We start from the raw sequence: 26,470 nt of genomic DNA, 5'->3' as shown, positions 1-26,470 counted from the left end.
GACCACGATGACCAACGATGCTCCCGTCTTCGCCCCTGCACTGAGCCCCGAGGAGGGCGCCGAGGCCGCGACCGCCCTGTTCCGCGAGGTCTTCGAGGCCGAGCCCGACGGGGTCTGGTACGCCCCCGGGCGCGTCAACATCATTGGCGAGCACACCGACTACAACGGCGGCCTGGCCCTGCCCATCGCCCTGCCCCACCGGGCGCACCTGGCGCTGCGGCGCCGCGAGGACCGCGTCGTGCGCCTGGTCTCCCCCCAGACCCGGGAGAAGGTCGACGTCATGGACCTCGACACGATCGGCCCGAAGGGCACCCCCGGGGAGGTGGCGCACTGGGCCTCCTACATCGCCGGCGTCGCCTGGTCCCTGGAGCGCGACGGCTTTGAGAACCTGCCCGGCTTCGACGCCGCCCTCGTCTCCTGCGTGCCCCTGGGAGGCGGGCTGTCCTCCTCGGCAGCCCTGGAGTGCTCGGCGGCCGTCGCCATTGACGAGGTCGCGCAGCTGGGCCTGGCCGGGACTGTGCAGGAGCCCGACGACGCCGGGCGCGCCCGCCTGGTGGCCAACTGCGTGCGTACGGAGAACGAGATGGCCGGGGCCCCCACCGGCGGCATGGACCAGTCGGCCTCCCTGCGCTGCCGCGAGGGCCACGCCCTGGAGCTGGACTGCCGCGACGGCTCGGTGACCCACGTGCCCTTCGACCTGGCCGCCGAGGGCCTGGCCCTCCTGGTCATCGACACCAAGGCCAAGCACTCCCTGGACGACGGCCAGTACGGGGCCAGGCGAGCCGCCTGCGAGCGCGCCGCCGAGATCCTCGGGGTGGAGCTCCTGGCGGACATCGCGATCAAGGACCTGCCCGGCGCCCTGGAGCGCCTGGCGGCCACCGACGGCGACGACGCCGATGAGCTGGTCAAGCGCACCCGCCACGTCGTCACCGAGATCGACCGCACCCGCCGGCTCGTGGCGCTCCTGCAGGACGGGCGCCCCCTGCGCGGCGAGAAGCTCGCCGAGGCGGGCAGGCTCATGGACGCCTCGCACGAGTCACTGCGCGTGGACTACGAGTGCACCTGCCCCGAGCTGGACGTGGCCGTGGAGGCGGCCCGCGCCGCCGGCGCCCACGGGGCGCGCATGACCGGAGGCGGGTTCGGCGGCTCGGCGATCGCCCTGGTGGACGCCGACGCCGTCCACGACGTGGCCCGCGCCGTGGCCGACGCCTACCGACGTGAGGGCTTCAACCCGCCGGCCTTCCTCGATGCGGTTCCCGCCGCCCCGGCCGGGCGGCTCGCCTGAACCCTCCTGGCGCACCGCTGAGCCTCCGCACCTGATGGCGATCAGCCCTCTCCAACCTTGGTTGGAGAGGGCTTTCAGCGTTCCTCCTTCAGGATGAGGTCAGGCAACTACCCCTGCCATAGTCTCTGTGTGTATTAATCAGGATCCCGGTCTTTCTTCCCGGTGCTGATTCCGTTGCCTTCCATGGAGGACGCCGTGAAGCGCTTCGTCTGGCCCGCCCTCAAGACCCTCATCGCGGTGGTCGTCGCCGTCGCCCTGGTGAAGATCGCCTTCTTCCCCTCGCAGAGCGACGGCACCACCGCTGACATCTCTCCCGGTTACGCCGCTGATGTCAAGACCGCCACCGTGACCAAGGGCAGCATCGCCAACAAGGTTGAGGTCAAGGGGCATATCGTCCAGGACGCCACGGTCGAGGTCCAGGCCGACCTGGCCGGCGTGGTGGACTCCGTCGTCGTGGAGAAGGACAGCCAGGTCAGTGCCGGCGACCCGCTGCTCCACATCAAGCACTCCGAGTCCCAGCCTCCGGTGACCAAGACCGATGAGAGTGGCAACGTCACCCAGACCCCGACCGAGGACAAGGTGACCTGGTCCACGATCTACGCCCCCGTCAGCGGCACCGTGAACCCCAAGGTCATCAAGCAGCAGGAGACCGGCGTCGGCGTCGTCGTGGCCACCATCACCCCCTCGACCTACTCGGCCACCGGCACCGTCAGCGCCGCGCAGCAGTACCGGCTCACCAACGCCCCCACTGCCGCGACCCTGACCCTGGAAGGGGGCCCGGCGCCCTTCCAGTGCAACAACCTCAAGGTCGGCACCAAGGCCTCCACCTCCACGACCACCGGCGGGGACGGCTCGACGACGACCACCTCCGGCGACGGTACCAGCGTGGAGATGCGCTGCGCGGTTCCCGGCGACCAGAAGGTCTTCGCCGGCATGCCGGTGACCATCAGCGTTGACGCCGGCAGCGCCTCAGACGCCCTGATGGTTCCGGTCACCGCCGTGGAGGGCAAGGTCGGCTCGGGCTTCGTGTGGCTGGTACCCGAGTCCGGGGACACCTCCAAGGCGGTCAAGACCGCTGTGAAGCTGGGGATCACGGACGGTACGAACATCCAGATCACCGCCGGCCTCAAGGCCGACCAGCAGGTCCTGCAGTTCGTCCCCAACAAGGACACGCGCCGCACCGGGACGCCGGACACCTGTGAGCCGGACAACTCCGCCTGCTACGACTCCGAAGGCAAGGAGATCCTGTGAGCGGGCTGCTGGAGCTGCGGGAGATCACCCGCACCTTCACCGTTCCCGACTCCGAGCCCCTGCAGATCCTCACGGGAGTCAACCTGAGCGTCTCCCCCGGTGAGCACGTGGCCATCGTGGGACGCTCGGGAACGGGTAAGTCCACCCTGCTCAACATCCTGGGCCTCATCGACAAGCCGACGTCGGGCCGCTACACGCTCTCCGACACCGACACCTCCCGGCTCGGGGAGAGCCGCCGCGCCCACCTGCGGGGGCAGACCTTCGGCTTCGTCTTCCAATCCTTCAACCTCATCCCGGGGCTGACCACCACCGAGAACGTGGCCGCCCCGCTCCTGTACGACACCGGCAGAGCCTTCTGGACCCGCAGCGCGCGGGCCGCGGAGCTGCTGGAGGCCGTGGGCCTGGGAGACAAGGTGGGCTCGCCCATCTCACGCCTGTCGGGAGGCGAGCAGCAGCGGGTGGCCATCGCCAGGGCGCTGTCCCGGCGCCCCAGCGTCATCCTGGCCGACGAGCCCACCGGCGCCCTCGACGTCGACACCGGCAACTCGGTCATGACGCTCCTGGAGCGCCAGTGCGCCGACAACGGCGCCGCCCTCATCATCATCACGCACGACCTGGCTGTGGCCGGCCGCGCCCACACCCAGTACCGGCTCGACCACGGCACCCTCACCCCGATCTCCGTCACGCGTCGCAAGGTCGGCAGCCTGGAGGAGTTCGGTGAGGTCGTCGCCCCTCCAACATCCCCCTACCCGTCTGCGCCCACCAGCCACGAAGGAGCCTCATGAACGGCATTCTCACCGGATTCTTCGGCGCCATCGTCGAGGCCTGGGCCCAGCTGCGCATCGGCAAGCTGAGGGTCCTGCTGTCCCTGGTGGGCGTGGCGGCGGCGGTGGCGGCCATGACCTTCGTCATCGCCCTGGGGCAGGTCTCCGTCGATGCCATCAACAAGGTCAGCGAGAAGTACACCGGCCGCCCGGGCACGGTGACGATCAACGTCAGCCCCACCGGCAAGGGCCTGGACCAGGCCCTCCAGGCCGACGACGCACCCGAGTCGAGCACCAGCGGAGACTCAAGCGGCGGCGACGGTGCGGGCGGCGCAGGAGGTGCGAACGGCGCAAGTGGTGCGAATGGCGCAGGTGGTGCCGGTGGTGTAGGCGGTGCCGGTGGCGCGGGCGGAGGCTCCACGACCAGCGCTGCGACCGCGGCGAAGATCTCAGGGGCGATGAACAGCTTCGTCGAGCGCTACGACGTCAAGTCCTGGGCGACGACCTACACCTCCAACGTCCGATTCTCCTTCCCCGACGGCGCTCGGAGCGTGCCCACCCAGACTGTGAGCCTGGGCTACGGGCTCCTGCACCACAAGACCATCTCCCAGGGGCGCTGGTTCACCGCGCAGGACGAGGACGACCTCTCCCCGAGCATGGTCGTCACCCAGGGCTTCCTCGACGCCATGGGGATCCAGCAGCTCACCGAGCCGATCACCGTCACCTCCTTCTCCCCGGTGCAGACCTCTTTCACGATCGTCGGCGTGCTGGAGGCGGAGGACCTCTCCCTCATCGGCTGCACCGGCGACCCCGAGCGGGACAAGGACCTGCCGTGTACCCAGCCCGTGACCGCCTTCGCTCTCAACACGCCCTATGAGCGCTGGCTGCCCAAGGACGCCGCCCGTCCCGCCCCCACCCTGGAGATCTGGGCCGGTCAGGACGGCGCGAAGGAGGTCGCCAGCCTGGCCAAGAAGGACCTGGACGCGCGCTTCGGTCAGGGCTCGACCCAGGCCGAGGACAACCTCCAGGGCGGTGGCTTCACCTCCAGCGCGAACACCTTCACCCAGGTGGTCACGGCCGCCGGCGTGTTCGTCATGCTGCTAGGGGCCCTGAGCCTGGTCAACATCTCACTGGTGACCGTGCGTCAACGCATCCACGAGATCGGGGTGCGGCGCTCCTTCGGGGCGACGAGCCGGCGCATCTTCTTCTCCATCATGCTGGAGTCGGTGGTGGCCACCGTGGTCGCCGGCGTCGTCGGCATCGGGATCGCGATCGTGGGAATGCGTGTCACGCCACTGGGCACCTTCCTGGGCATCCCGGTGACCACGACCCCGCCCTTCCCCATGGTGGCGGCCGTCATCGGCCTCGTCGCGGCCACCGCCGTGGGCGCGCTGGCGGGCATCATCCCGGCGATCGTGGCCACTCGCATCCGGCCGATCGACGCGATCCGCTACTGAGAGGCCGTCGGGGTCGGGCAGACCGCACGCGAGAGTCCTCGCCCGCCCCACCGGCAGCGGCTGGCGCGCACAGCTGTCAGTAGAACGGATCGAGAACTGCGTTGTCCGACCAGAACGTACTTCTCCCCCAAACGGTGATGGTGGCACCCCAGTCATGTGTAGGACAGCGCAGTCCCCGGTCGATAGGTAAGTCCCCGATGAGGGCGGGCGGGCCGGCGGGCAGCGAGCCTGAGCCGAACCGGCGTACGAGCCCCCGGCCAGCGTCGTATCGGCCCCTCTCGGCCGAGGCAGGTTCTCAGCGGTACTCAACGACGAGCGGGGCGTGGTCGGACCAGCGCGAGGCGTAGTCCGGCGCCCGGTCCACAGTGACGCTGTGGGCCCGTTCGGCCAGGGCGGGGGTGAGGACCTGGTAGTCGATCCGCCAGCCGGCGTTGTTGTCGAAGGCCTTGCCGCGCTGGGACCACCACGTGTAGGGCCCCTGCTCCTCGTCCCCCACGAGGTGGCGCGAGGCGTCCACCCAGCCGGAGGCGAACCAACCCTCCAGATGGGCGATCTCCTCGTCCATGACGCCGGCGATCTTGTTGTGGTTGGGCTTCCAGTTCTTGATGTCGCGCTCGGAGCGCACCACGTTGAGGTCCCCGGCCATGACGACCTGGGGGCCGCCGTCGCGGGCGGCGGCCAGGAGCTCGGCCATGCGGTTGTCGACGAGCTCGAGGTGGGCGTACTTCTGGTCCATCTTCTCGGTGCCCAGCTGGCCCGAGTGCAGGTAGGCGGAGATGACGGTGAGCCGCTCGATGCCGTCGAAGCCGGTGAGGCTCAGGTCGGCCTCGAGCCAGCGGCCGGAGTCGACGTCGGGTTCCTCGGTGCCGGCAGCGGCCACGCCGTAACGCAGCTCGCCGAGGGTGGCGGGGCCGCCGTCGCGCACGGCGACGCCCACACCCGCACGCCCCTTGATGCGGCAGGGCCAGATGGCGGTCTCGTAGCCGGGCAGGAGGTCGACGGCGATCTGCTCGTCGGCCCGGACCTCCTGGAGCAGGAGGATGTCGGGGGCTGAGGCGGTGAGCCACTCCCCCATGCCCTTGCGGGCGGCGGCCCGGATGCCGTTGACGTTGACGGTGGCGATACGCATGGCGGCAAGCCTACGTGCTCGGCCCTGAGCCTGAGACGATAGAACCATGAGCGACGCCGGTTTGAGTGCCAGCACTGTGAGAACCGTTCACGTCCTGGTCCAGGGCACGGTCCAGGGGGTGGGCTTCCGCTACCACTGCGCCTACACCGCCCAGGAGCTGGGGGTGGTGGGGCGGGTCCGTAACCTGCCCGACGGCGACGTCGAGGTCGTGGCCCAGGGTGAGCCGGAGGCCGTGGGCCGGCTGATCGCGTGGCTGCGGCACGGCCCCAGGTGGGCCTCGGTGCGCCGGCTCACCGTGACCGACCTGCGTGCCGGCTGCCTGGATGAGCGCAGGTTCGAGATCACCGGGTGAGAGGATCGGGGCCATGAGTCCCGACGACGTCCGCAAACCGCGCAGTGCACGGCGAGTCGGTGTGTGGACGGCGGTCATCGTCATCGCCGCCGTCCTGCCCGTCCTGGCTCAGACCTCGCCGTTGTCCCGCATCAGCACCCTGTTGTGGCTGGCCTCCATGCCGCTGTGCATCCTGGGCTGCGCGATGCTGGCCAAGGAGCTGGCGGCACGTCGCGCCTCCCGGTCGGAGGAGGACTGAGTGCCCAACAGCGGTGAGCCGCAGACACAGACAGACGGGGTGGATGAGGAGAGCCTCATCCACCCCGTCAGCCGTCTGCTGGCCGCAGCCTCTGTCAGCCGGCCTCAGAGCCGGTCAGGCGACGACGACGCAGCATGAGCGCCACACCGCCGCCGGCCAGGAGCAGCAGGGCGATGCCTCCCAGGACGAGCGCCTGGGTTCCGGTCAGGGGCAGACCGGCCACCGCCTTCTTGGGGCTCGCGGTGGGTGAGGCGGCGCTGTAGTCGGTCACGCCCGGCTTGCCCTGACCGGGCGGAGGGGTGGAGTCCTTGCCGTTGTTCGAACCGTTCCCGTTGGAGCCCTTGCCGGGGATGTCACAGGTGCCGGCCTTGGCGTTGCAGGGGTCGGTGATCGGCTTGTCGGTGAAGCCCAGTCCCTGGGTGCGCAGGAGAACCGTGGAGTCGAGCTGACCGTCCTGGGCGTCGGCGATGGCCACGCGCACGTGAACCTTCTGCCCCGGCGTGACGGAGGCCTGGCAGGGCAGGGCGGAGGTGTAGCCGTTGAACTCCACGGGGATCTGCCCCGGCGTGTGGCCTGAGACGTTGGCCGTGTAGTAGGCGGCGTTCGAGGACTCGTTGATCGAGGCGGCGCTCACGGCCGTCTGGGTGCCGGGGACGTGGGCGCACTCGGTGCCGTTGACCTGGATGCTCAGCGGGTCCTTGTATCCGCGCGACTGCCAGGAGGCCGGGGTGCCCTCGGTGGCGCCGGCGTACTCCTCGGAGCCGAGGCTGTAGTAGAGGACGATGTTGGAGCTGGTGGCGGTGACGTCGAACTCCAGGACGGCCTCGTCATAGACATCGGTGCCGGCCACCTTGGCCAGTCCCGCCGGGTCCTCGACGACGCCGAAGTCACCGGTGGTGTCCAGGGCGTCGTTGGGTCCCAGGACCGCGGAGCGGGTGATGTCGGTATCGGAGTCGGCGGTGGGATCGGGGTCGATGAGGGAGCCGGTGGACAGGGCGACGCCCTCGGTGATGGCGTTGCCGTCACCGGGCAGGTCCTTGACGGTGCCGATCTGGACGTCCTTGCCGGAGACGGATGCGTTGGAGACTGTCGCCTTCGGACCGGCGATCATCTGAGCCAGGGACTGGGCGCTCACCGTGGAGGTGTTACGCAGGGAGGTGGTGGACTGCCCCGCCGTATTCGGCGCTGTAGCGGCCACCGCCGGGCTGGCCGCACTCAGGGCGAGCGCAGCCAGGAAAGCGATTGTTGATGCGGATAACCGTCGCAGACGGATGGGAAGAGTATTCACAGGATCTCCGTTAGACACGGGGCCGCCCGGCAGCGGACGACCACCTGAACCGACAGGCTGGGAGACCAGACAGCTCACGGAGAACGCGTTCAAGACTAACCGGACGATAACACTTTGGCCTGTGGTTTATGTCACCAAAGTTCCGAGAACCTCAAGAAACCCTGGGAATGCTGGGCCTACGTCTTTGGTGGCAGTGTCCTGATATTGACAGAGCGGTCCAAAGGCCTGTCCCTCCACCTCCAGGTTCTTCTAAGGTTGGGTCTGGGAGATCACGAACATCGGCTCACGGCGCACTGACACCCTCATCCCTCATGAGTAAGGACAGTACGGACAATGACCGTGACACACATTTCGTTCCGCGCCCGTCGCAGACGACTGGCCGCGGCGCTGACGCTTGGACTCCTGGTGGCCGGGTCCGGCACCACTGCGCTCGCCGATGAGGCGCCCTCCCCCAGCGCCTCCCCTACCGCTACCGCCACCGCCGAGGCCTCGCCCGAGGCGGGAGTGGCCCAGAAGAACGACCAGTCCCCTGCCGGTCAGGCGCAGGCGAGCCAGAGCCCGACTGAACAGGGCCAGGCGGGTCAGAGCGACCAGCAGGCCGCTGGTGGGGCCGCCGCCCAAGACGCGAAGGGCTTCAAGGCCGACAACCCCGGCTGGGCCAACGCCACCAAGCACACCGGTGCGGCGCACGGGGTCGAGGAGAACTACACCGCCAAGTGGACCCGTGCTGACGCCATGCAGATCCAGAGGGTCTCCAACCCCAATGCGCCGTCGGGCACCAACTCGATGCCCGAGCAGCTCACGATGCCGGAAATCTCCAACGGCTTCCCGGCCACGAGCGATGACGTGTGGGTGTGGGACACCTGGACGCTGACCGATGAGGCCGCCCACCAGATCTCCTACAACGGCTGGGAGATCGCCTTCTCCCTGGTGGCCGACCGGCACGCCGGCTACACCTTCGATGACCGTCACACCCACGCGCGCCTGGGCTTCTTCTACCGCAAGGCCGGCACGCAGACCTCCTCGGCCGACGGCGCCAGCAGCTCCAACGGCGGCTGGATCTACGGTGGGCACGTCTTCCCCGACGGCGCCTCCGGCTCGATCTTCGAGGACCAGAGCTTCACGGCCCAGACCGAGTGGTCCGGTTCGGCCCGCCTCATGGAGGGCAACAAGATCCGCATGTTCTACACCTCGGTGGCCTTCTACAACACCACCACCGGCGGCAGTGGCGACAACGGCTACGTTCAGGAAGGCAACAACACGGCCTCCAAGCCCTACGACCCGCGAATCGTGCAGTCCGAGGGACGCATCTACGCCGACGAGAACGGCGTGTGGCTCACCGGTTTCCGCACCCAGCACCAGCTGCTCGTCCCGGACGGCAAGTACTACCAGACCCGCGAGCAGAACCCGGGCGTGAACTTCCGCGACCCCTTCACCTTCCGTGACCAGAACAACCCCTCGGACCCCACCGAGTACATGGTCTTCGAGGGCAACTCGGCCTTCGTCCGTGAGCAGCAGTACGTCGACGCCGCGGCCAAGGCCGGGCAGAACACCACTCTGGCCACCTGCACCGCGGAGGACCTCGGCTACGAGCAGGGCGACCCCAAGGCGGAGACGGTCGAGGCGGTCAACCAGCGCGGCGGCCGCTACCAGCTGGCCAACGTGGGTCTGGCCCGGGCCAAGAACAAGGCGATGACCCAGTGGGAGTACCTGCCTCCGCTGCTGAGCGGCAACTGCGTCAACGACCAGACCGAGCGGCCACAGATCTACTTCCAGGACGGCAAGTACTACCTGTTCACGATCTCGCACCGAGAGACCTATGCCGACGGGCTCCAGGGCCCCGAGGGCGTCTACGGTTTCGTGGGCGACGGGCTGCGAAGCGACTACAAGCCGCTCAACCAGAACACGGGTATCGCGCTGGGCAACCCCATCAACCTCAACTTCAACCCGGGTAAGCCCTACTCACCGGACTTCAACCAGAGCCCGTACACCTTCCAGTCCTACTCGCACTACGTCATGCCCGGCGGCCTGGTGGAGTCCTTCATCGACTCCATCGGCGGCAACAAGGACGGCAACCCGGTGCGCGGAGGCTCGCTGGCCCCGACGGTGAAGCTCACCATCTCCGGGGACACCACCTCGGTGGACCGCACCTACGGCACCAACGGCTTGGGGGGCTTCGCGGACATCCCCTCCGACCGGGCCCGCTCCAACGGCGGCGACACCCGCCCGCAGCGGCTGAAGTAGGCGCCGCTCTCAGGGCATCACTGCTTGAGCAGGAGGCGGGGCCGTCGGAACACCTGTTCCGACGGCCCCGCCGTCATCATCCGTCGTCGAGCGTCCTGCAGCGCGCCTACAGGGCTGCGGCCAGTGGGGTGAGGCTGCCCGACGTGATGGTGGCCGTGCCCTTGGCGCCCAGGACGATCTCCTGGCAGGAGGGGGCGGTGAAGACCAGGAGGCTGCCGACCGTGGCGCCGTCGTCGACGAAGACCTCGAGGCTGGAGCGGTCCAGGTAGAGGTGCAGACGCACCGTGGAGCCGGTGGGGTGGTACTGCGTCTGGCGGCGCAGGGCGAAGTCGGTGGTGGTTCCCTCGTCCTTGCCGTCGACCTGCGTGAGCCCGCCGTCGGTGCGGTCCAGGTAGAGGGTGCCGGTCGAGATGTCGACGCCGACGCGCACCTCCTGGGTCTTGCCGTCGACCGTGCCGCGGGCCAGTCCCAGCCAGGCCTCGGAGGCCTGGGAGACGTCCAGGGTCAGGTCGATCTCGACCGTGCGGCCCGCACCCAGAGCCGTCACCGTGTCGGTGGCCTTGAGGCCGGAGAGGTCGGTGGCCCGCCCGCGCAGGGCGTCGAGCTCGGGGACGGGTGTCTGCACGAGGGTGCGCTTGCCGCCGATGGTGGTCAGGGACAGCTCGCGCGGGATGCTCATCTCGCCGCGCCAGTCCCCGGTGGGCAGGGAGTAGGGGTAGCTCCAGTTGCCCAGCCAGGCCATCCACACGCGGCGGCCCTCGACGTGCTCGAAGCTCTGGGCGGCGTAGAAGTCCTGGCCGACGTCGGTGAAGCGGGTGTCGCGGTCCTCGGGGAAGAAGACGGAGCCGTCGAAGTCGCCGATGAAGTACTGGGCGGTGGAGCCGGCCGTCTCCTCGTTGGCGCCCACCGAGAGGGTCATGACCCAGCGGGTGCGCCCGTCGCTGGAGTCGGTCAGGGGGAAGAGGTCGGGGCACTCCCACACGGCGGCGTGCGAGCCGATGCCCTGGCCGAAGTCGCTGGCGTGGCTCCAGGCCTTGAGATCGGTGGAGCGGAACAGGGAGACGTGGTCCCCGGCGGAGACGATCATGATCCAGGCCTTGGAGTCCTCGTGCCAGAAGACCTTGGGGTCGCGGAAGTCCTTGCGCCCGTCGTTGGGGATGACGGGGTTGCCGGAGAAGCGCTGCCAGCTCCTCCCCCGGTCGGTGGAGTAGGCCAGGGACTGGGCCTCTCCGCCCTCGGTGGAGGTGTAGACGGCGACCATGCCGCCGCCGGTGACCAGGCCGGAGGTGTTGGCTCCGTCGACGACGCAGCTGCCGGACATGGCCAGGCCCTGCGCGTCGTGCTTCAGGGCCGTCCCCTGTCGCTTCCAATGCACCATGTCCGGGCTGATCGCGTGGCCCCAGGTGCCGTCCTGCTGGTGGAAGAGGTGGTACTCGCCCTCGTAGAGGACCAGGCCGTTGGGGTCGGCGAGATTCCCCGTGGCGGGGCTGTAGTGGTAGGTGGGGCGGTAGGCGGCCGAGGCCGCCGAGTCGGTGGCCGTGGGCGTCGGCGCGCTCCGGCGCCCCGTGGTGCAGCGCACCAGGACGGCTCCGCCCACGATGAGGGCGCCGGCGCCGGCCGCACCGAGGATGAGGGTCCGACGCCGCAGGCCGGTCCTGTGCGGCTGCGAATCCTGGGAACCGGTCGCGTCCGGCGAGGACGACGACGGCGTCGTGTCCCCAGGGGCCGGAGGACACGCCCCCGGCTGAGTCGGCTCAGGTCCCGAGGAACTCGTGGAGCCTGCCGACTCAGCCGGATGGGTGGGGTGGTCAGGATGGGAGGGGTGGGCGCCGTGGGACTCGTCCGTCATGGCCTCAAGGTTAAACGGCCGGTCAGGCGAGGGCGGCGCCTCTCAGAGCGAGCGCTCCGCGGTCTCGACCACGTTGGCCAGCAGCAGGGCGCGGGTCATGGGCCCCACGCCGCCGGGGTTGGGCGAGAGCCAGGAGGCCACCTCGTCGACGCCGTCGGCGACGTCACCGGCGATGCGGCCCTTGCCGGTGACAGGGTCCACGATGCGCGAGACACCCACGTCCAGGACGACGGCGCCGGGGGCGACCATCTCCGGGGTGATGATGCCGGAGCTGCCGGCCGCCGAGATGACGACGTCGGCCCGGCGCACATGCTCGGCCAGGTCCGTGGTGCCGGTGTGGCAGATGTCCACGGTGGCGTTGACGTCCTTGCGGCCCAGGAGCAGGCCGATGGAGCGGCCCACCGTGACCCCGCGCCCGACGACGCACACGTTGCGGCCGGCCAGATCGATGCCGTGACGCTCCATGAGCTCGATGCAGCCGCGCGGCGTGCAGGGCAGGGGCGAGTCGATGGGCCCCGAGGCCCGCAGCACCAGGCGCCCCAGGTTGGTGGGGTGCAGGCCGTCGGCGTCCTTGTCCGGGTCGACGCGCTCCAGGATCGCGTTGGTGTCCACGCCCGCCGGCAGCGGGAGCTGGACGATGTAGCCGGTGCAGGCGTCATCCGCGTTGAGGCGGTCGACGGCGGCGGCCACCTCCGCCTGAGTGGCGCTGGCCGGCAGGTCCTCACGGATGGAGAGGATGCCGACCTCGGCGCAGTCGGCGTGCTTGCCGGCGACGTACTTGACGCTGCCGGGGTCCTCCCCCACCAGGACCGTGCCCAGGCCGGGGGTGACACCGCGCTCGCGCAGCGCCGCGACGCGTTCCTTGAGCTCGGCCTTGAGGGCGGCGGCCGTGGCCTTGCCGTCCAGGACCCGGGCCGCCCCGCTCCAGGGTGCCCTCACTGGTCCAGCCCCGGGTAGAGGGGGAAGGCGTCGGTCAGGGCGCGCACGCGGCCGCGCAAGGTCGCCAGGGTCTCGTCGTCGGCGGTGCCGGCGGCGCCGTGGACAAGGGTGGCGGCGATGATGTCGGCGACCTCGGTGAACTCGGCGTCACCGAAGCCGCGGGTGGCCAGGGCGGGGGTGCCGATGCGCAGGCCGGAGGTGACGCGCGGAGGACGCGGATCGAAGGGGACGGCGTTGCGGTTGACCGTGATGCCGGCGGTGTGCAGGAGGTCCTCGGCCTGCTGGCCGTCCAGGGAGGAGTCACGCAGGTCCACCAACACCAGGTGGACATCGGTGCCCCCGGTGACCAGGCTGACACCTGCTGCCTTCACGTCGTCGGCCCCCAGGCGCTCGGCGATGATGGCGGCGCCGCGCACGGTGCGCTCCTGGCGCTCGCGGAACTCCTCGGTGCCGGCGATCTTCATGGCCACGGCCTTGGCGGCGATGACGTGCATGAGGGGGCCGCCCTGCTGGCCGGGGAAGACGGCGGAGTTGAGCTTCTTGCCCCACTGCTCGGCGCGGCTGGACAGGAGCATGCCGGAGCGGGGGCCGCCCAGAGTCTTGTGGACGGTGGTGGACACGACGTCGGCGTGCGGGACGGGGTTGGGGTGCAGGCCGGCGGCGACGAGCCCGGCGAAGTGGGCCATGTCCACCCACAGGGCGGCGCCGACCTCGTCGGCGATGGAGCGGAAGGCGGCGAAGTCGAGGTGGCGGGGGTAGGCCGACCAGCCGGCGATGATGACCGTGGGGCGCTCGCGCAGGGCGGCCTCGCGCACCTGGTCCATCTCGATGCGCATGGTGGTCTCGTCCACGCCGTAGGCGGTGGCGTTGTAGTTCTTGCCGGAGAAGTTGATCTTCATGCCGTGGGTGAGGTGGCCGCCGTGGGCCAGGGACAGGCCCAGGAGGGTGTCGCCGGGGGTGGCCAGGGCGTGGAGGACGGCGGCGTTGGCCTGGGCCCCGGAGTGGGGCTGGACGTTGGCCCACTCGGCGTCGAAGACGGCCTTGGCGCGCTCGATGGCCAGGGACTCGGCGACGTCGACGACCTCGCAGCCGCCGTAGTAGCGGCGCCCCGGGTAGCCTTCCGCGTACTTGTTGGTCAGGACCGAGCCCTGACACTCCAGGACGGCCCGGGGAACGAAGTTCTCCGAGGCGATCATCTCCAGGGTCTCGCGCTGGCGGGCGAGCTCACCGGTGAGGACCTCGGCGATGTCCGGGTCGAGCTCGGCCAGCGGCTGGTTCAGGGACGGGGTGACGGCTTGCGCGGTCATGTCTCTCCTCAGGTGTGGGGCGCACGCTGCGCCGTGGCAGGCGGCTGTGCGCGCACTGGTGGGCGATCCGTGGCCCAGGCGGGCGACCCCGGAGTCGTGTTCGTGCCGCTCCCCGGTGGTGATCCACCCGGCGCCAGTCGCGACGGGGACACCCTATCGCGTCGGGGCGCAGCCGCGCCGCCCCTACCGCCCAGTGCCGCCCTGCGCCGCCTTGGGGCGGGGCTCGCGCCGCGGCCGTGGGCGCTCAGCCCTCCTGGTCGGCCTGCCCGAACCAGTCGCCCAGGCCGTCGTCGGCACCGATCCAGGCCAGGGCCTGGGCCATCTCCTCGGGGCGCAGGAGGATCCGGGCGAAGGCGCGGCGCACCTGCTCGCGCATCTCCTCGTCTCCGACGCCGGTGACCACGAGGTGGCAGCGGGGCTCGCCGGCCGCGTCGTCGTCGGCATCGGAGGGGGCGGCCGGGACCTCCGCCCAGGTGCCTGCGTCGCCGACGCTCACGGCGCCTCCGGCGACCTCCCAGGTGCAGACCCGGCCGGGGCGGCTGGGCAGCCAGAAGCAGCCGCGAGCGCACAGGCCCTGGCCGGCGAGCTCGACGACGAGGGTGCGCAGGCGCTCGGGGTGGAAGGGCAGGGTGGCGCTGAGGTCGAGGGTCCACACGCCGTGCTCGTCGGGGCCGCCCCAGGCGCTGGTGGTGGCGGGGTGGATGCGACTTAAGGAGGCGGCGGCGTCGTGGGTGAGGGTGGTGAGGGTCTCCAGGAGGGGTGCGTCGAGCCCCGGGAGCAGGAGGGCGTCGTGGGGGCGCAGGTGCTCGATGAGGTCGGCCCCGGCGGGGTCCTCGTCGCCTCCCAGGGCCAGGACGACGTCGGCGTAGCCGAGGTTGGTCAGGTGGACGGCGCCCGTGCAGCGACAGTCGCCGGGGAAGGCGCTCAGCAGGCGGTGCTCGAGGAGCTCGTCCAGGGCGGTCGTGGCGTCCAGGACGTGGGCGGCTCCGGCCAGTCTCACGCCGGTGCCGGCGAGCTCCTCGGCCAGGCCGGGCAGGAGGTGGGCGAGCTCGATGGCCGCCGGCAGGAGGATGACGGTGGTGCCGCCCGGCTCCTGGGCGGCGCGGTCCTGGGTGACGGCGGCCAGAACCTCCCGCAGGGAGCAGGTGGGGCAGGTGAAGGGCATGGGGACGTCGAGCCTGACCGGTTCGTCGTCGAAGCCCTCGGCCGAGCTGTGGCTGACGAGCCGGACCAGGTCGTCGTCGGTGTCGCTGCTCCCGGACTCCTCGTCGCCGCCGAAGTGGAGCCCGGCGCGGATGACGACGGCGTCCTGGCAGGCCAGGGCGAGGTCGACCAGGTCCAGCAGGGCAGGGTCGACGGCACCGATGACGGCCAGGGTGTGCCGGCCGTCGGCCGGGGCGCCGGGAATGTCAGCGACGTTGCCGGCAAAGTCATCCGAGGGATCGGTCACGAGGTCCTCCAACAGAGTTGACGAAACTGAGAATCATTCTTATATCATGCTCGTCATGACCACCTACTGCCAAGTCACGGGGGCCCGGCCTGTCTTCGGCCGGTCCGTCTCCCACTCCCACAAGCGCACACCCCGGCGCTGGAACCCCAACCTGCAGCGCAAGCGCTACTGGGTGCCGTCCCTGGGGCGCACCGTGCGCCTGACGGTGTCCGCCAAGGGCATCCGCACGATCGACAAGCTGGGCATCGACGTCGTCGTGGCGCAGATGCTCGCCCGGGGGGAGAAGCTGTCATGAGCGGAGCCAAGGGGAAGGACCTGCGGCCGATCATCAAGATGGTCTCCACCGCGGGGACGGGCCACACCTACGTGACCCGCAAGAACCGCCGCAACACCCCTGACCGGCTGGTGCTGCGCAAGTTCGATCCGGTGGTGCGCCGGCACGTGGAGTACAAGGAGTCACGCTGATGGCCAAGAAGTCCAAGATCGCCGCCGAGCTGCGGCGCCAGCAGGTGGTGGAGCGCTACGCCGAACGCCGCGCCGAGCTCAAGCGGGCCTCGGTCAGCCCCCACCTGAGCCAGGCCGAGCGCGATGAGGCGATGGCGGCGCTGCACGCGCTGCCTCGCGACGCCTCCCCCACTCGTCTGCGTCGGCGCGACGTGGTGGACGGCCGCCCGCGCGGGCACCTGCGCGTCACCGGGACCTCCCGGGTGCGCTTCCGCGAGATGGCGCTGCGCGGCGAGCTGCCGGGCATCGTCAAGTCCTCCTGGTAGACGTGCGGGACGGGGCCAGCGGGCCCGCCCCCGCTGGGGCCCACGGCGCGCCGCAGTCGCAACCGCTCCCTCACCTCGATCTCTCACCGCCCTCACTGGATACGAAGAAGGAAAGGAGACGGCATGAAGGTTCGTGCCTCGATCCGGTCCCTGGCCAAGCAGCCGGGATCCAAGGTGGTCCGACGCCGCGGCCACACCTACGTCATCAACAAGAAGAACCCCCGCCTCAAGGCCCGTCAGGGCTGACACTCACAACCACCCACGCAGGGCCGGGATGCGTCTCAGCACACATCCCGGCCCTTCTTTTCCTCAGTATCGATGCCAGTCGCCGACGATTGATGGCACGTCAGCCACAATCAGCCTCGCCCCGCCATGACGCGGAAAACCAATGGGCGCAGGAGCACCCTGAATCTTGCCGCTCAACAGTCGGAAATGTTTCTGCAACATGTCAGGCATTGCCTATATGCGTCCGTCATGTGCGGACAAGCTCGCGCCTATGCGCCCGCTTAGAACCGTCTCTGGGAGAGTCCTGATGCACCTCACTCCTCGTGAGCAGGAGAAGCTACTCATCGTCGTCGCCGCAGACCTGGCACGAAGACGCAAGGACAGGGGTATCCGGCTCAATCACCCCGAGGCAGTCGCCTACATCACCGCTGAGATCCTCGAGGGGGCCCGCGAAGGGCGCACGGTCACGGATCTCATGGCCTACGGGACCACCCTGCTGACCTACGACGACGTCATGGAGGGAGTCCCCGAGATGATCCGCGCGGTCCAGGTGGAGGCGACCTTCCCCGACGGGACCAAGCTCGTCTCCGTTCACGACCCGATTCGCAGGAGGCTGCCATGATCCCCGGAGAGTACCGACTCGTGAACGACACCATCACCATCAACGAGGGCCGCCCCACCCTCAGTCTCGACGTCCTCAACACCGGGGACCGTCCCATTCAGGTCGGCTCGCACTTCCACTTCGCCGAGGTCAACTCCGCACTGTCCTTCGACCGGCGGGCCGCTCGCGGTTTCCGCCTCGACATTCCGGCCGGAACCGCGGTTCGCTTCGAGCCGGGCGACTCCCGACCAGTCCACCTGGTGGCGCTGGCGGGAGCACGACGAGTCTTCGGACTGGCAGGCGAGACGAACGGCCCGGTCGAGGGCTGAGAGCACAGGAGCACATCATGAGCAAGGAACTCAGCCGTCGGGAGCATGCCGCCTTGTACGGCCCCACCACCGGGGACGCCGTCCGCCTGGCCGACACCGACCTGTTCGCCCAGATCGAGCGGGACCTGACCCACCGTGGTGACGAGGCGGTCTTCGGAGGCGGCAAGGTCATCCGTGACGGAATGGGCCACAACGGTCAGCGCACGCGGGACGAGGGCATCCCCGACACCGTCATCACCAACGCGATCATCATCGACTACACCGGTATCTACAAGGCCGACGTCGCCATCCGCGACGGCGTCATCAGCGCTATCGGTGCCGCGGGCAACCCGGACATCATGGACGACGTCGACATCGTCATCGGCGCCTCCACGGAGGTGATCGCCGGCGAGCACCGCATCCTGACGGCCGGAGGCATCGACTCCCACATTCACTTCATCTCCCCCACTCAGGTCGCCACCGCCCTGGCCTCGGGAGTGACCACCATGATCGGAGGAGGGACAGGACCCGCCGACGGCACCAACGCCACCACGATCACCCCCGGGGCGTGGAACCTGGCCCGCATGCTCCAGGCCGTCGAATCCTTCCCCATGAACATCGGCCTGCTGGGCAAGGGCCACGCCTCGGCCCGGGAGCCTCTGGCCGAGCAGCTGCGCGCCGGCGCGGTCGGCTTCAAGATCCATGAGGACTGGGGAGCCACGCACGCCGTCATCGACGAGGCCCTCAAGGTCGCCGACGAGTTCGACGTGCAGGTCGCCATCCACACCGACACGCTCAACGAGTGCGGCTTCGTTGAGGACACCCGCCGCGCGATCGGCGGGAGAGTCATCCACACCTTCCACACCGAGGGCGCCGGCGGCGGCCACGCCCCCGACATCATCACCCTGGCGCAGGACCCCAACATCCTGCCGTCCTCGACCAACCCGACGCTGCCCTTCACGCGCAACACCGCTGAGGAGCATCTCGACATGCTCATGGTGTGCCACCACCTCAACCCCGCCATCCCAGAGGACGTCGCCTTCGCCGACTCGCGCATCCGTCCGGAGACGATCGCGGCCGAGGACGTGCTGCACGACCTGGGCGTGTTCTCGATGACGTCGTCGGACTCCCAGGCCATGGGGCGCGTCGGCGAAGTCGTCATCCGCACCTGGCAGGTGGCCGACCAGATGAAGAAGGCGCGCGGCAGGCTCGCCGGGGACCCGCAGGGCGGCGACAACCTGCGCATCAAGCGCTACGTGTCGAAGTACACGATCAACCCGGCCCGCACCAACGGGATCGCCGAGGTCGTGGGCAGCGTGGAGGTGGGCAAGTGGGCCGACCTGGTGCTGTGGGACCCCGCCTTCTTCGGGGTCAAGCCGTCCCTGATCCTCAAGGGCGGCCAGATCGCCTCGGCAGTCATGGGTGACGCCAACGCCTCGATCCCCACCCCCGAGCCCACGCTCATGCGCACCATGTTCGGCGGCTACGGGACGGCGCCGGCGTCGAACTCGATCACTTTCATGTCCCGGGCGGCCATCGACGCGGAAGTGCCCCAGAGGCTGGGGCTGCGCAAGAAGATCTGCCCGGCCCGCGGGGTCAGGCGGCTGACGAAGGCGGACATGGCCTTCAACGACGCCACTCCGGCGCTCACCGTCGACCCCGAGACCTACGAGGTCACCGTCGACGGCGAGAAGGTCACCTGCGAGCCCGCCCAGGTCCTGGCCATGGCCCAGCGCTACTTCCTCTTCTGAACCCTCAACCCTGGAGCCTTCATGATCATCGAGTCCATCTCAGGCAATATCCACGACCTGCCCGGCAAGGACCTGGAGGACGTGCACGTTGAGAGCGTGGTCCTCCCCCTGGCCGACCTCACGAAACGCATCCAACGAGTGCGCTCCGACCACGGCACCGAGCTCGGTATCCGGCTCGCGCCGGGCGCACCGGACCTGCGCGAGGGAGACATCCTGCTTCGCAACGAGCGCGGGATCGTCGTCGTGCGCCTGGAGCCCACCGACGTCCTGGTCATCGCGCCCGCCACGGTGCGCGAGATGGGGGTCGTCGCCCACAACCTGGGCAACCGGCACCTGCCCGCCCAGTTCTTCGGCCCGGACGAGTCCTTCCCGGGCCTTGAGGGGCATAACGGCGTCATGGTCATCCAGTACGACCACACCGCCGAGCACTACCTGGAGCACCTGGGCGTGCGTCACGCGCGGATGGAGCGGTCCATGCCCGTCCCCTTCCGTCATGCCGAACACACTCACTGACGCCCCCGCCCCGCAGTGGGGCGAGCCCGCCGGCTGGCAGCTGCCGCTGGCCCAGCTGTGCGACTCCGCGCTGCCCACGGGCGCCTTCTCCCACTCCTTCGGGCTGGAGACCTACATCTGCGAGGGCGTCGTGGACGGTGAGGCCTCCTTCGTGTCCTGGCTGCGCGCGCTCGTGTCCACCCAGCTGACCTTCTCCGAGGGGCTGGGGCTGCGGCTGGCCTTCGAGGCGGTGGCGGCCAACGACTGGGAGGCGATCGCGCACCTCGATGCGCTCCTCGTGGCTCAGGCGGTGCCGATCCAGGTGCGCCGGGCCGGAGTGACGATGGGGCGGCGGCTGCTCACCATCGCCCGCCTGGCCCTGGAGGGCACCGACAGCGATGGGCTGCTGAGCCGATACGCGGCGCTCATGGACACCGGAGACACCGAGGACACCGGGGGCTGCCGCACCCACCCCGCCATCGTGCTGGCGATCGCCGGCTACGCGCTGGCGGCGCCGCCGGCGGCGGTCACGACGGCCTACCTCCAGTCCAGCGTCATCTCACTGACGCAGAACGCCGTACGAGCCATCCCCCTGGGGCAGGACGCCGGTCAGCGCGCCATCGCCTCGGTGCGCGACGACGTCCGCGCCGCGGTCAGGCGGATCGGGGGCCTCGACGAGACGGATCTGGGGGCCGCCGCACCCGGGATCGAGATCAGCCAGATGCGGCACGAGCGCCAGCGCGCCCGCATGTTCATGTCCTGAAAGACCTTCCTGAAAAGCTATTGAGGAGATTCTCATGTCAGCAGCAACCAGCCAGGAGCACGCGGATGCGCCCGGGCAGCCGGCGCACCGCTCCCACCCCGGCCCGGTCCGTATCGGAGTGGGTGGTCCGGTGGGGGCGGGCAAGACCCAGCTCATCGAGCGCATCACCCGGGCCATGAGCCGGGAGGTCTCCATGGCCGCCGTCACCAATGACATCTACACGATCGAGGACGCCAAGATCCTCGCCGCTCAGGGGGTCCTGCCGGTGGACCGCATCGTCGGGCTGGAGACCGGGGGCTGCCCGCACACGGCCATCCGTGAGGACACCTCCATGAACGAGGCGGCGATCGCCGAGCTGGTGGAGCGCCACCCCGACCTGGAGGTGGTGTTCGTGGAGTCGGGAGGCGACAACCTCTCGGCCACCTTCTCCCCCGAGCTGGTCGACTTCTCCATCTACGTCATTGACGTCGCCCAGGGCGAGAAGATTCCCCGCAAGGCCGGTCAGGGGATGATCAAGTCCGACCTGTTCGTCATCAACAAGACGGACCTGGCCCCTCACGTCGGCGCCGACCTGGCGGTCATGGAGGCCGACTCCAAGGTGTTCCGAGGTGACAAGCCCTTCTGCTTCACCAACCTCAAGACCGATGAGGGCCTGGAACAGGTCATCGAATGGATCCACCACGACGTGCTCATGACGGACCTGGAGCCGTGAGCACCACCGGCGACCTGCACCTGCGGATCGCCCGGGGCGGAGACCGGAGTATCGCCGTCGACCAGTACCACCGGGGAGCACTGAGGGTTTTCCGCCCGCTGTACCTCGATGAGACCGGGCAGGTGACCTACTACGTGGTCAATCCCGGAGGCGGGTACCTGGACGGCGACTCCTATCTCACCGAGGTCGAGGTCCTCCAGGGGGCCTCGGCGGTGCTGACGACCCAGGCGGCCACGAAGATCTACCGCACCCCCACCTGTCCGGTCCGCCAGGACACCCGGGTGAGCCTGGGGCCCCGGGCCGTGCTGGAGCTCGTTCCCGACCAGGTCATCGCCTACCGGGAGTCCTCCTACCGGCAGACCACCCTGGTTGAGATGGACCCGACGGCGACCTTCATGTCCCTGGAGGTCCTCACCCCCGGATGGGCCCCGGACGGTTCGGCCTTCGGCTACGACTGCGTGCGGATGCGCACTGACGTCCGTGTCGGCGGCCGGTACGCCGTCGTCGACAACCTGCGCCTGGTCCCCGGTGAGGCCGGGCTGGCGGGTCTGGGAGGCCTGGAGGGGCACAGCCACCTGGCCTCCTTCACGGCGCTCGACGCCCGGGTCGATGCCGCCCTGGTCAATGAGGTGGCCCAGATGTTGGAGGTCGACGACGTGCGCGGGGCAGTGACGCGGGTGCAGGGACCCGGCTTCATCGTCCGGGCGCTGGGCGATGACACGACCCGTCTGACCGCTCTCATGCTCGACATCAGCGAGCTTCTGCGCGGCCGGTGGTTCGGCGCGCCGAGGCTCAACCTGCGCAAGTACTAGCAACAGCCCGCTCGCCTGGTCGGCGGGCACCTCCCGCGATGCCTCTATCGATCGGAGCCCCTCATGCCTGAGTCATCTATTCACCAGTCCCACCGCCCGGCTGACGGACCGGGTACCTCGGCCGTCCCGTCGATCGTCTCATCCGGCGTGGGCGCGCTGGGGCGCGGGGTGGGGCAGATCTTCCTCCAGCCCCGGGCTCTCACCGGTTTGCTCATCGTGGCCGGCGTCGCCGTCTACTCACCGCTCATGGCCTTGCAGGTGGTCCTCGGGACGACGGTGTCGACAGTGGCGGCCAGGATGCTGGATCTGCGTGTCCGTGACGGACTCCAGGGCTACAACGGGGCGCTGGTGGGAGCGGCGGCCTGGGCCGCTGTGGGGGTTTTCTGGCCGGCGACGCTGGTCACCGTGGTCGGGGCGGCGGCGTGCCCCGCGGTCCACCGCGCGCTGGAGCGCGCACTCACCCCGGTCGGGCTCCCGGCGCTCACGGCTCCTTTCTGCATCGTCTCCGGCCTGCTGACGGCTCTGCTCAGGGCGATCGATGCGCCGATGGTGCCGGATCCGGCGCCGGTCAGTGGGGCGACGGCGTGGCTGGTCCCGGAGGCGGTGCTGACTGGGGAGTCCCAGGTGGTGCTCGTCGATTCCTGGGTGGGCGGAGTGCTGATCCTGGCCGGGCTGTTCATCGCCGGGTGGAGAGTCGGGGCGGCGGCGCTGCTGGGCAGCGTCGTCGGGACGGCAGCGACGCTGGCGCTCGTTCCCGCCGGTCAGGCGGCGCATGGTCTGGGCGGATACTCGCCGTGCCTGACGGCGATCGCGATCGGCGTGGTCCTTCTGCCTCCCGGGAGGCAGGCCTGGGTGCTGGCGGTGGTGGGGTCGGTGCTGACCGTCGTCGTGGACCGGGTTTTCACGGCGATCCCGGTGCCGACCTACACCTGGCCCTTCATCGTGACCACCTGGCTGGTGCTCGCCGTCGTCAAGTGGCGCGAGCGCCGACTAGGCTGAGGCCATGGCTCATTCCACGGCGCAACCCGACTCCGCCGCCCACCTGGTCCTGTCCCTGTCCTGCCCCGACCGCCCGGGGATCGTCCACGCGGTCACCGGCACGCTGGCGCGCCGCGGCGGGAACATCACCGAGTCCAAACAGTTCGGGGACTCCTCCACCGGACTGTTCTTCATGCGGGTCCAGGTGCTCACCACCGTGCCGCGCGTGGAGCTGGAGAAGGACCTGGCCGAGCTGGCCGGCGAGTACGAGATGGAGTGGAGCCTCGATGAGGTGGGGCGCGCGATGCGCACCCTCATCATGGTCTCCAAGGAGGGGCACTGCCTGACCGACCTCCTCTTCAGGGCCCGCAGCCAGGGACTGCCGGTCGACGTCGTCGGTGTGGTGGGCAACCACGAGACGCTGCGGGACGTTGCCGAGTTCTACGGGGTGCCCTTCCACCACATCCCGGTCACCAAGGAGACCAAGGAGGCCGCTGAGGCCGAGCTGCTGGGACTGGTGGACTCTCTTAATGTCGAGCTGGTGGTGCTGGCCCGCTACATGCAGATCCTCTCCCCCGCCCTGTGCGAGCGACTGCACGGGGGCGTCATCAACATTCACCACTCGTTCCTGCCGTCCTTCAAGGGGGCGCGTCCTTACGCCCAAGCGCACGAGCGCGGGGTGAAGCTCATTGGGGCGACGGCGCACTACGTGACGGCGGACCTCGATGAGGGGCCGATCATTGAGCAGGACGTGACGCGGGCAGGCCATGAGGACTCGGTGTCCGTGCTGCAGGCCAAGGGGCAGGACGTCGAGCGCCGGGTGCTGGCGCAGGCGGTGCGCTGGCACACCGAGCACCGGGTGCTGCTCAACGGGCACCGCACCGTCGTCTTCGCCTGAGCGCGCTACCGACCCGTCGCCGTCCGGATGGAGCCGGACAGCGACGTGGACGACTCGGGCGGCAAGAGTCGGGGTCATGCAGGCGGATCTGGTGCAGATTCTGAGAATGTCGCGCTCAGCGGTGTGGGGTGTGTGGTGTTTCTCGGGCCGGGGGATTTTTCTTCCCCGGGGTCGGCATGTTGACGCCTCCTCGTCGTAGCCACAGGACACCGGTCACCAGCACCATTAGCATGATGAACAGCCCGATCGCGAAACTGGTCACCATTCCCCAGTCGGTGGCACGGTGCACGACGTCGGCAAGAAGGCTGCGCCCAGCACCGGGGGCACTAGCCGTCGTACGCAGTCCCTGTCCTGAGCGCACGCTGCTGACAAGTTCCTGCGCACCCACCGGCCACTGATGACGCACCACGTGCTCGCTCGCACTACCGAACCCCACGCCGGAGACAGCCACGCCGAGCACCACGCCGATCTGCCTCATCGCAGCGGACAGCCCAGAGGCCGCACCTGCCTCATCACCCTCGAAGGAGGCGACCGCCAGCTCGTTGACCACGGTCCCGGCAGCGCCAACCGCGATGCCCGCCAGGATCAGGCCCGGCAGGAGCACCACCCAGGTCGATGAGCCGTACAACAGTACCCATGACATCAGCGCCGCGCACCCGACGACAAGGATTCCCAGCAGCCTGGCCGACGGCGCCCAGCGCCCATTACCGCCACGAAACAGCCACGCCCCCGCGATGGCACAGAGACTGAACGGGAGGAAGCAGAGTCCGGCCTGCAGGGGTGAAAACAGGTAGATATTCTGCGCGTACAGCGACAGCCAGGGCATCTGCCCCACCAGACCAGCCTGGACGGCAAAGCCGGTCAGGATACTCACCACATAGAGCCGGTCAGTCAGCAGGCGCCCCGGAACCATAGGTGAGTCCGAGCGCCGCTCGACGGCCATGAACAGCCCCATCGCGGCCAGTCCGACGGCAACGCCACCAAGCGTGCGCGCACTAGTCCACCCCCAGGCCGACCCCTCCAGCAGGACGACCGTCACACCCCCGGTGGCAAGGACTGCCAGCAACGTTCCGGGCCAGTCCACGTCTGAACCTCTGCGATCCGCGCCGTGATCCTTCACGTACCACGACGCCAGCCAGGACACCACCCCCACAGGCACGTTGATCCAAAAGATGGAGCGCCACCCGGCGACTAGGACCAGGCCTCCGCCTGCCAGTGGCCCCACTGCGATAGCCACCCCTGAGATGAGCCCGTAGATCCCGGTAGCTCGTGCCCGCTCGCGTCCGGCGGCGTAGCGGTCAGAGATCATCGGCACGCCGACGCCCAGGAAGATCGCCCCACCGACCGCCTGAAGAGCCCGGAAAGCGTTGAGTACGAGCATCGAAGGGGCCAATGCGCACACGGCTGACCCCACCGTGAACAGGACCAGCCCCCATCGGAACAATCGCAGTCTCCCCAGACTTCCGCTCAACGTCGCCGCTGACATCAGCAACGCCCCCAACGGCAGCGTGTAGGCGTCCACTACCCACTGCAACTCACTCTGCGACGCGCCAAGACTCTGCCCGATATCACCCAGTGCCACCGACACCACCGTGATATCCAGGACGTTCATGAAGCTCACCGTGCAGACGAGCACAAGCGCCAGAACGCGACTATCCCTTAATTCTGCTATTTCGCGACTACCGGACTCTGCCGCAGCTCCCATATCCCATCAACTCACTCGTCGTTCTTTCCAACGTCTAACCGACTGATTAGGTCCTCCAAACCTGTCCGGACAACCTTTCCAGAGACAGTCGTCGGCAAGCTGCCCGCTGGAATCACCCGCACGTCAGCAGCATGCAAATCATGAGGCTTATTCGTAGGGGTGTTCAGGGCGTCTAAAAGAGGTGTGTGTCGCTAAGCAGGGTGGCGGCTCGCTCTTGAGAGATCTTTGGCGCTTAAGCCAATCCAACCAAGAAGTAAGCCGCCATAACAAATAGTATCACGAGAATCCCTCGGTATGAGGTTGTGAGCCTGCGCGAGACGATCTACAGCGCAGGCCCTCCGCCGGTGTTCGGGACGAGGGCGCTGGGGCTGTTCCTGGGCATGCACCTGACTCTGCCGTACGTGAGGCATAACCTGCCCCAGGAGCTGCTCGCCGAGGTCTACGGGCTCTTCGTGTTTGGGGGTGTGGTGGGTGGGGCTTGTCGGCTGGTTGAGGTGGTTGTTGTCAGGTGGTCTTTGAGGCGTCCGGTGTGGATGAGGCTGCGGATGGTGTAGCTGGCCAGGTTGCGCAGGCCCAGGGCGATGCCGCGTAGGTGCTCCAGGCGCCCGTTGATCGCCTGGCGTGGGGCCGTTGGAGGTACGGGGCTGGTCGAAGTAGGCCAGGGGTGTCGGAGGCTCTTTCGGTCAGGGTTCTGGCCAGTGCCTGGATCTCCTCGGGCCCGTTGGGGATGGCCTGCTTCAGGGAGTCGATGAGCCGTTGCATCAGGTACTTTCCCAGGCCCGGGTCCTCGGTGCGGTAGGCCTGGATGAGGCGCTGGTAGACGCCCCAGGCGGCCTGGACCGCAGCGTGGCGATCATCAGCGAACAGAGCCTCGAGACGCTCGGCCTGAGCATCGGTGAGCA

The 26,470-nt window shown here is 69.1% G+C and carries 27 protein-coding genes, 1 pseudogene and 1 riboswitch; of the genes and pseudogenes, 20 read left to right on the top strand and 8 right to left on the bottom strand.

The features are described from left to right. The first annotated feature begins 7 nt into the window (after positions 1-7). The 4 genes from galK (at position 8) to BKH20_RS12620 (ending at position 4,757) form a co-directional block, all read left to right on the top strand. The gene (galK, locus tag BKH20_RS12635) at positions 8-1,285 is read left to right on the top strand and encodes a galactokinase (RefSeq protein WP_075391355.1); all 1,278 of its coding nucleotides are present in this window, start codon (positions 8-10) and stop codon (positions 1,283-1,285) included. Positions 1,286-1,468: 183 nt separating this feature from the next. Beyond that, on the top strand, positions 1,469-2,536 hold the full coding sequence (locus BKH20_RS12630; RefSeq protein WP_075391354.1) for a biotin/lipoyl-binding protein: 1,068 nt from the start codon (positions 1,469-1,471) through the stop codon (positions 2,534-2,536). Then, positions 2,533-3,321, top strand: coding sequence for an ABC transporter ATP-binding protein (locus BKH20_RS12625; RefSeq protein ID WP_075391353.1), 789 nt, complete (start codon positions 2,533-2,535; stop codon positions 3,319-3,321). Before BKH20_RS12630 ends, BKH20_RS12625 begins: the two co-directional genes overlap by 4 nt. Then, positions 3,318-4,757 carry an ABC transporter permease gene (locus BKH20_RS12620; RefSeq protein ID WP_075391352.1) on the top strand — a complete coding sequence of 480 codons (1,440 nt, stop codon included), beginning with the start codon at positions 3,318-3,320 and terminating at the stop codon, positions 4,755-4,757. Before BKH20_RS12625 ends, BKH20_RS12620 begins: the two co-directional genes overlap by 4 nt. A gap of 295 nt (positions 4,758-5,052) precedes the next feature. Here the strand turns inward: BKH20_RS12620 and BKH20_RS12615 are convergent, their stop codons facing one another. Further along, positions 5,053-5,886: an exodeoxyribonuclease III gene (locus tag BKH20_RS12615; protein WP_075391351.1), complete on the bottom strand. Its 834-nt coding sequence runs from the start codon at positions 5,884-5,886 to the stop codon at positions 5,053-5,055. A 46-nt stretch (positions 5,887-5,932) separates the two neighbouring features. On the opposite strand from BKH20_RS12615, the gene BKH20_RS12610 reads away from it, so the two are divergent. Together BKH20_RS12610 and BKH20_RS12605 are read left to right on the top strand one after the other, a co-directional pair. Then, positions 5,933-6,238 carry an acylphosphatase gene (locus tag BKH20_RS12610; protein ID WP_075391350.1) on the top strand — a complete coding sequence of 102 codons (306 nt, stop codon included), beginning with the start codon at positions 5,933-5,935 and terminating at the stop codon, positions 6,236-6,238. A gap of 13 nt (positions 6,239-6,251) precedes the next feature. After that, positions 6,252-6,476: a hypothetical protein gene (locus BKH20_RS12605; RefSeq protein ID WP_075391349.1), complete on the top strand. Its 225-nt coding sequence runs from the start codon at positions 6,252-6,254 to the stop codon at positions 6,474-6,476. Between the two features lie 94 nt (positions 6,477-6,570). Here the strand turns inward: BKH20_RS12605 and BKH20_RS12600 are convergent, their stop codons facing one another. Further along, positions 6,571-7,764 carry a choice-of-anchor L domain-containing protein gene (locus tag BKH20_RS12600; RefSeq protein ID WP_075391348.1) on the bottom strand — a complete coding sequence of 398 codons (1,194 nt, stop codon included), beginning with the start codon at positions 7,762-7,764 and terminating at the stop codon, positions 6,571-6,573. A gap of 333 nt (positions 7,765-8,097) precedes the next feature. Between BKH20_RS12600 and BKH20_RS12595 the strand changes: the two genes are divergently transcribed. Beyond that, positions 8,098-10,008, top strand: a complete 1,911-nt coding sequence (locus tag BKH20_RS12595) for a glycoside hydrolase family 68 protein (RefSeq protein ID WP_075391347.1) — start codon at positions 8,098-8,100, stop codon at positions 10,006-10,008. Between the two features lie 106 nt (positions 10,009-10,114). Here the strand turns inward: BKH20_RS12595 and BKH20_RS12590 are convergent, their stop codons facing one another. The 4 genes from BKH20_RS12590 to BKH20_RS12575 form a co-directional block, all read right to left on the bottom strand. Beyond that, complete coding sequence (locus BKH20_RS12590; RefSeq protein ID WP_075391346.1) at positions 10,115-11,857, bottom strand: glycoside hydrolase family 32 protein; 1,743 nt, start codon at positions 11,855-11,857, stop codon at positions 10,115-10,117. Between the two features lie 42 nt (positions 11,858-11,899). Continuing rightward, complete coding sequence (locus BKH20_RS12585) at positions 11,900-12,796, bottom strand: bifunctional methylenetetrahydrofolate dehydrogenase/methenyltetrahydrofolate cyclohydrolase (RefSeq protein ID WP_075391345.1); 897 nt, start codon at positions 12,794-12,796, stop codon at positions 11,900-11,902. Continuing rightward, positions 12,793-14,103 (bottom strand): serine hydroxymethyltransferase, encoded by a 1,311-nt coding sequence (gene glyA / locus BKH20_RS12580; RefSeq protein ID WP_075391344.1) that lies wholly within the window; start codon positions 14,101-14,103, stop codon positions 12,793-12,795. The genes BKH20_RS12585 and glyA overlap by 4 nt, the downstream gene beginning before the upstream one ends. Before the next feature lie 65 nt (positions 14,104-14,168). Beyond that, a riboswitch (ZMP/ZTP riboswitch) is annotated at positions 14,169-14,254 on the bottom strand. A 93-nt stretch (positions 14,255-14,347) separates the two neighbouring features. Further along, positions 14,348-15,553: a GTP-binding protein gene (locus BKH20_RS12575; RefSeq protein ID WP_075391368.1), complete on the bottom strand. Its 1,206-nt coding sequence runs from the start codon at positions 15,551-15,553 to the stop codon at positions 14,348-14,350. 55 nt (positions 15,554-15,608) lie between these two features. Here BKH20_RS12575 and rpmB point away from each other — a divergent pair, with 55 nt between their 5' ends. The 13 genes from rpmB to purU all read left to right on the top strand — a co-directional run bounded on the left by rpmB (position 15,609) and on the right by purU (position 23,863). Continuing rightward, a complete protein-coding gene (rpmB, locus tag BKH20_RS12570) occupies positions 15,609-15,848 on the top strand; it encodes a 50S ribosomal protein L28 (protein WP_075391367.1) in 240 nt (79 codons plus the stop codon). Then, on the top strand, positions 15,845-16,018 hold the full coding sequence (gene rpmG, locus BKH20_RS12565; protein ID WP_003789591.1) for a 50S ribosomal protein L33: 174 nt from the start codon (positions 15,845-15,847) through the stop codon (positions 16,016-16,018). The genes rpmB and rpmG overlap by 4 nt, the downstream gene beginning before the upstream one ends. Next, positions 16,018-16,323, top strand: a complete 306-nt coding sequence (gene rpsN / locus BKH20_RS12560) for a 30S ribosomal protein S14 (RefSeq protein WP_075372158.1) — start codon at positions 16,018-16,020, stop codon at positions 16,321-16,323. The genes rpmG and rpsN overlap by 1 nt, the downstream gene beginning before the upstream one ends. A gap of 123 nt (positions 16,324-16,446) precedes the next feature. Further along, entirely contained in the window at positions 16,447-16,569 is a 123-nt protein-coding gene (gene ykgO / locus BKH20_RS12555) for a type B 50S ribosomal protein L36 (RefSeq protein WP_003782012.1), read from the top strand. Between the two features lie 286 nt (positions 16,570-16,855). Beyond that, the gene (locus BKH20_RS12550) at positions 16,856-17,170 is read left to right on the top strand and encodes an urease subunit gamma (protein WP_003782040.1); all 315 of its coding nucleotides are present in this window, start codon (positions 16,856-16,858) and stop codon (positions 17,168-17,170) included. Next, a complete protein-coding gene (locus BKH20_RS12545; protein WP_075391343.1) occupies positions 17,167-17,478 on the top strand; it encodes an urease subunit beta in 312 nt (103 codons plus the stop codon). The genes BKH20_RS12550 and BKH20_RS12545 overlap by 4 nt, the downstream gene beginning before the upstream one ends. A gap of 17 nt (positions 17,479-17,495) precedes the next feature. Further along, positions 17,496-19,208, top strand: coding sequence for an urease subunit alpha (gene ureC / locus BKH20_RS12540; RefSeq protein ID WP_075391342.1), 1,713 nt, complete (start codon positions 17,496-17,498; stop codon positions 19,206-19,208). Positions 19,209-19,229: 21 nt separating this feature from the next. After that, positions 19,230-19,721, top strand: a complete 492-nt coding sequence (gene ureE, locus BKH20_RS12535) for an urease accessory protein UreE (RefSeq protein ID WP_075391341.1) — start codon at positions 19,230-19,232, stop codon at positions 19,719-19,721. Further along, the gene (locus tag BKH20_RS12530) at positions 19,702-20,463 is read left to right on the top strand and encodes an urease accessory protein UreF (RefSeq protein WP_075391340.1); all 762 of its coding nucleotides are present in this window, start codon (positions 19,702-19,704) and stop codon (positions 20,461-20,463) included. The genes ureE and BKH20_RS12530 overlap by 20 nt, the downstream gene beginning before the upstream one ends. 34 nt (positions 20,464-20,497) lie before the next feature. Beyond that, the gene (gene ureG / locus BKH20_RS12525; RefSeq protein ID WP_178388610.1) at positions 20,498-21,175 is read left to right on the top strand and encodes an urease accessory protein UreG; all 678 of its coding nucleotides are present in this window, start codon (positions 20,498-20,500) and stop codon (positions 21,173-21,175) included. Beyond that, complete coding sequence (locus BKH20_RS12520; RefSeq protein ID WP_081381718.1) at positions 21,172-21,987, top strand: urease accessory protein UreD; 816 nt, start codon at positions 21,172-21,174, stop codon at positions 21,985-21,987. The genes ureG and BKH20_RS12520 overlap by 4 nt, the downstream gene beginning before the upstream one ends. 63 nt (positions 21,988-22,050) lie before the next feature. Continuing rightward, a complete protein-coding gene (locus BKH20_RS12515; RefSeq protein ID WP_075391338.1) occupies positions 22,051-22,986 on the top strand; it encodes an urea transporter in 936 nt (311 codons plus the stop codon). Between the two features lie 4 nt (positions 22,987-22,990). Continuing rightward, the gene (purU, locus tag BKH20_RS12510; RefSeq protein WP_075249785.1) at positions 22,991-23,863 is read left to right on the top strand and encodes a formyltetrahydrofolate deformylase; all 873 of its coding nucleotides are present in this window, start codon (positions 22,991-22,993) and stop codon (positions 23,861-23,863) included. 115 nt (positions 23,864-23,978) lie between these two features. Here purU and BKH20_RS12505 read toward each other — a convergent pair whose 3' ends face one another. Continuing rightward, on the bottom strand, positions 23,979-25,568 hold the full coding sequence (locus BKH20_RS12505; protein WP_081381717.1) for an MFS transporter: 1,590 nt from the start codon (positions 25,566-25,568) through the stop codon (positions 23,979-23,981). Positions 25,569-26,007: 439 nt separating this feature from the next. Then, positions 26,008-26,470: pseudogene (locus BKH20_RS13830) on the bottom strand (transposase); the annotation flags it as partial.

The sequence above is a fragment of the Actinomyces oris genome (assembly GCF_001937445.1).
GTDB lineage: Bacteria > Actinomycetota > Actinomycetes > Actinomycetales > Actinomycetaceae > Actinomyces > Actinomyces acetigenes.
The sequence above is the reverse complement of the archived record's forward strand: the minus strand, read 5'-3'. Positions and strand labels throughout refer to the sequence as shown.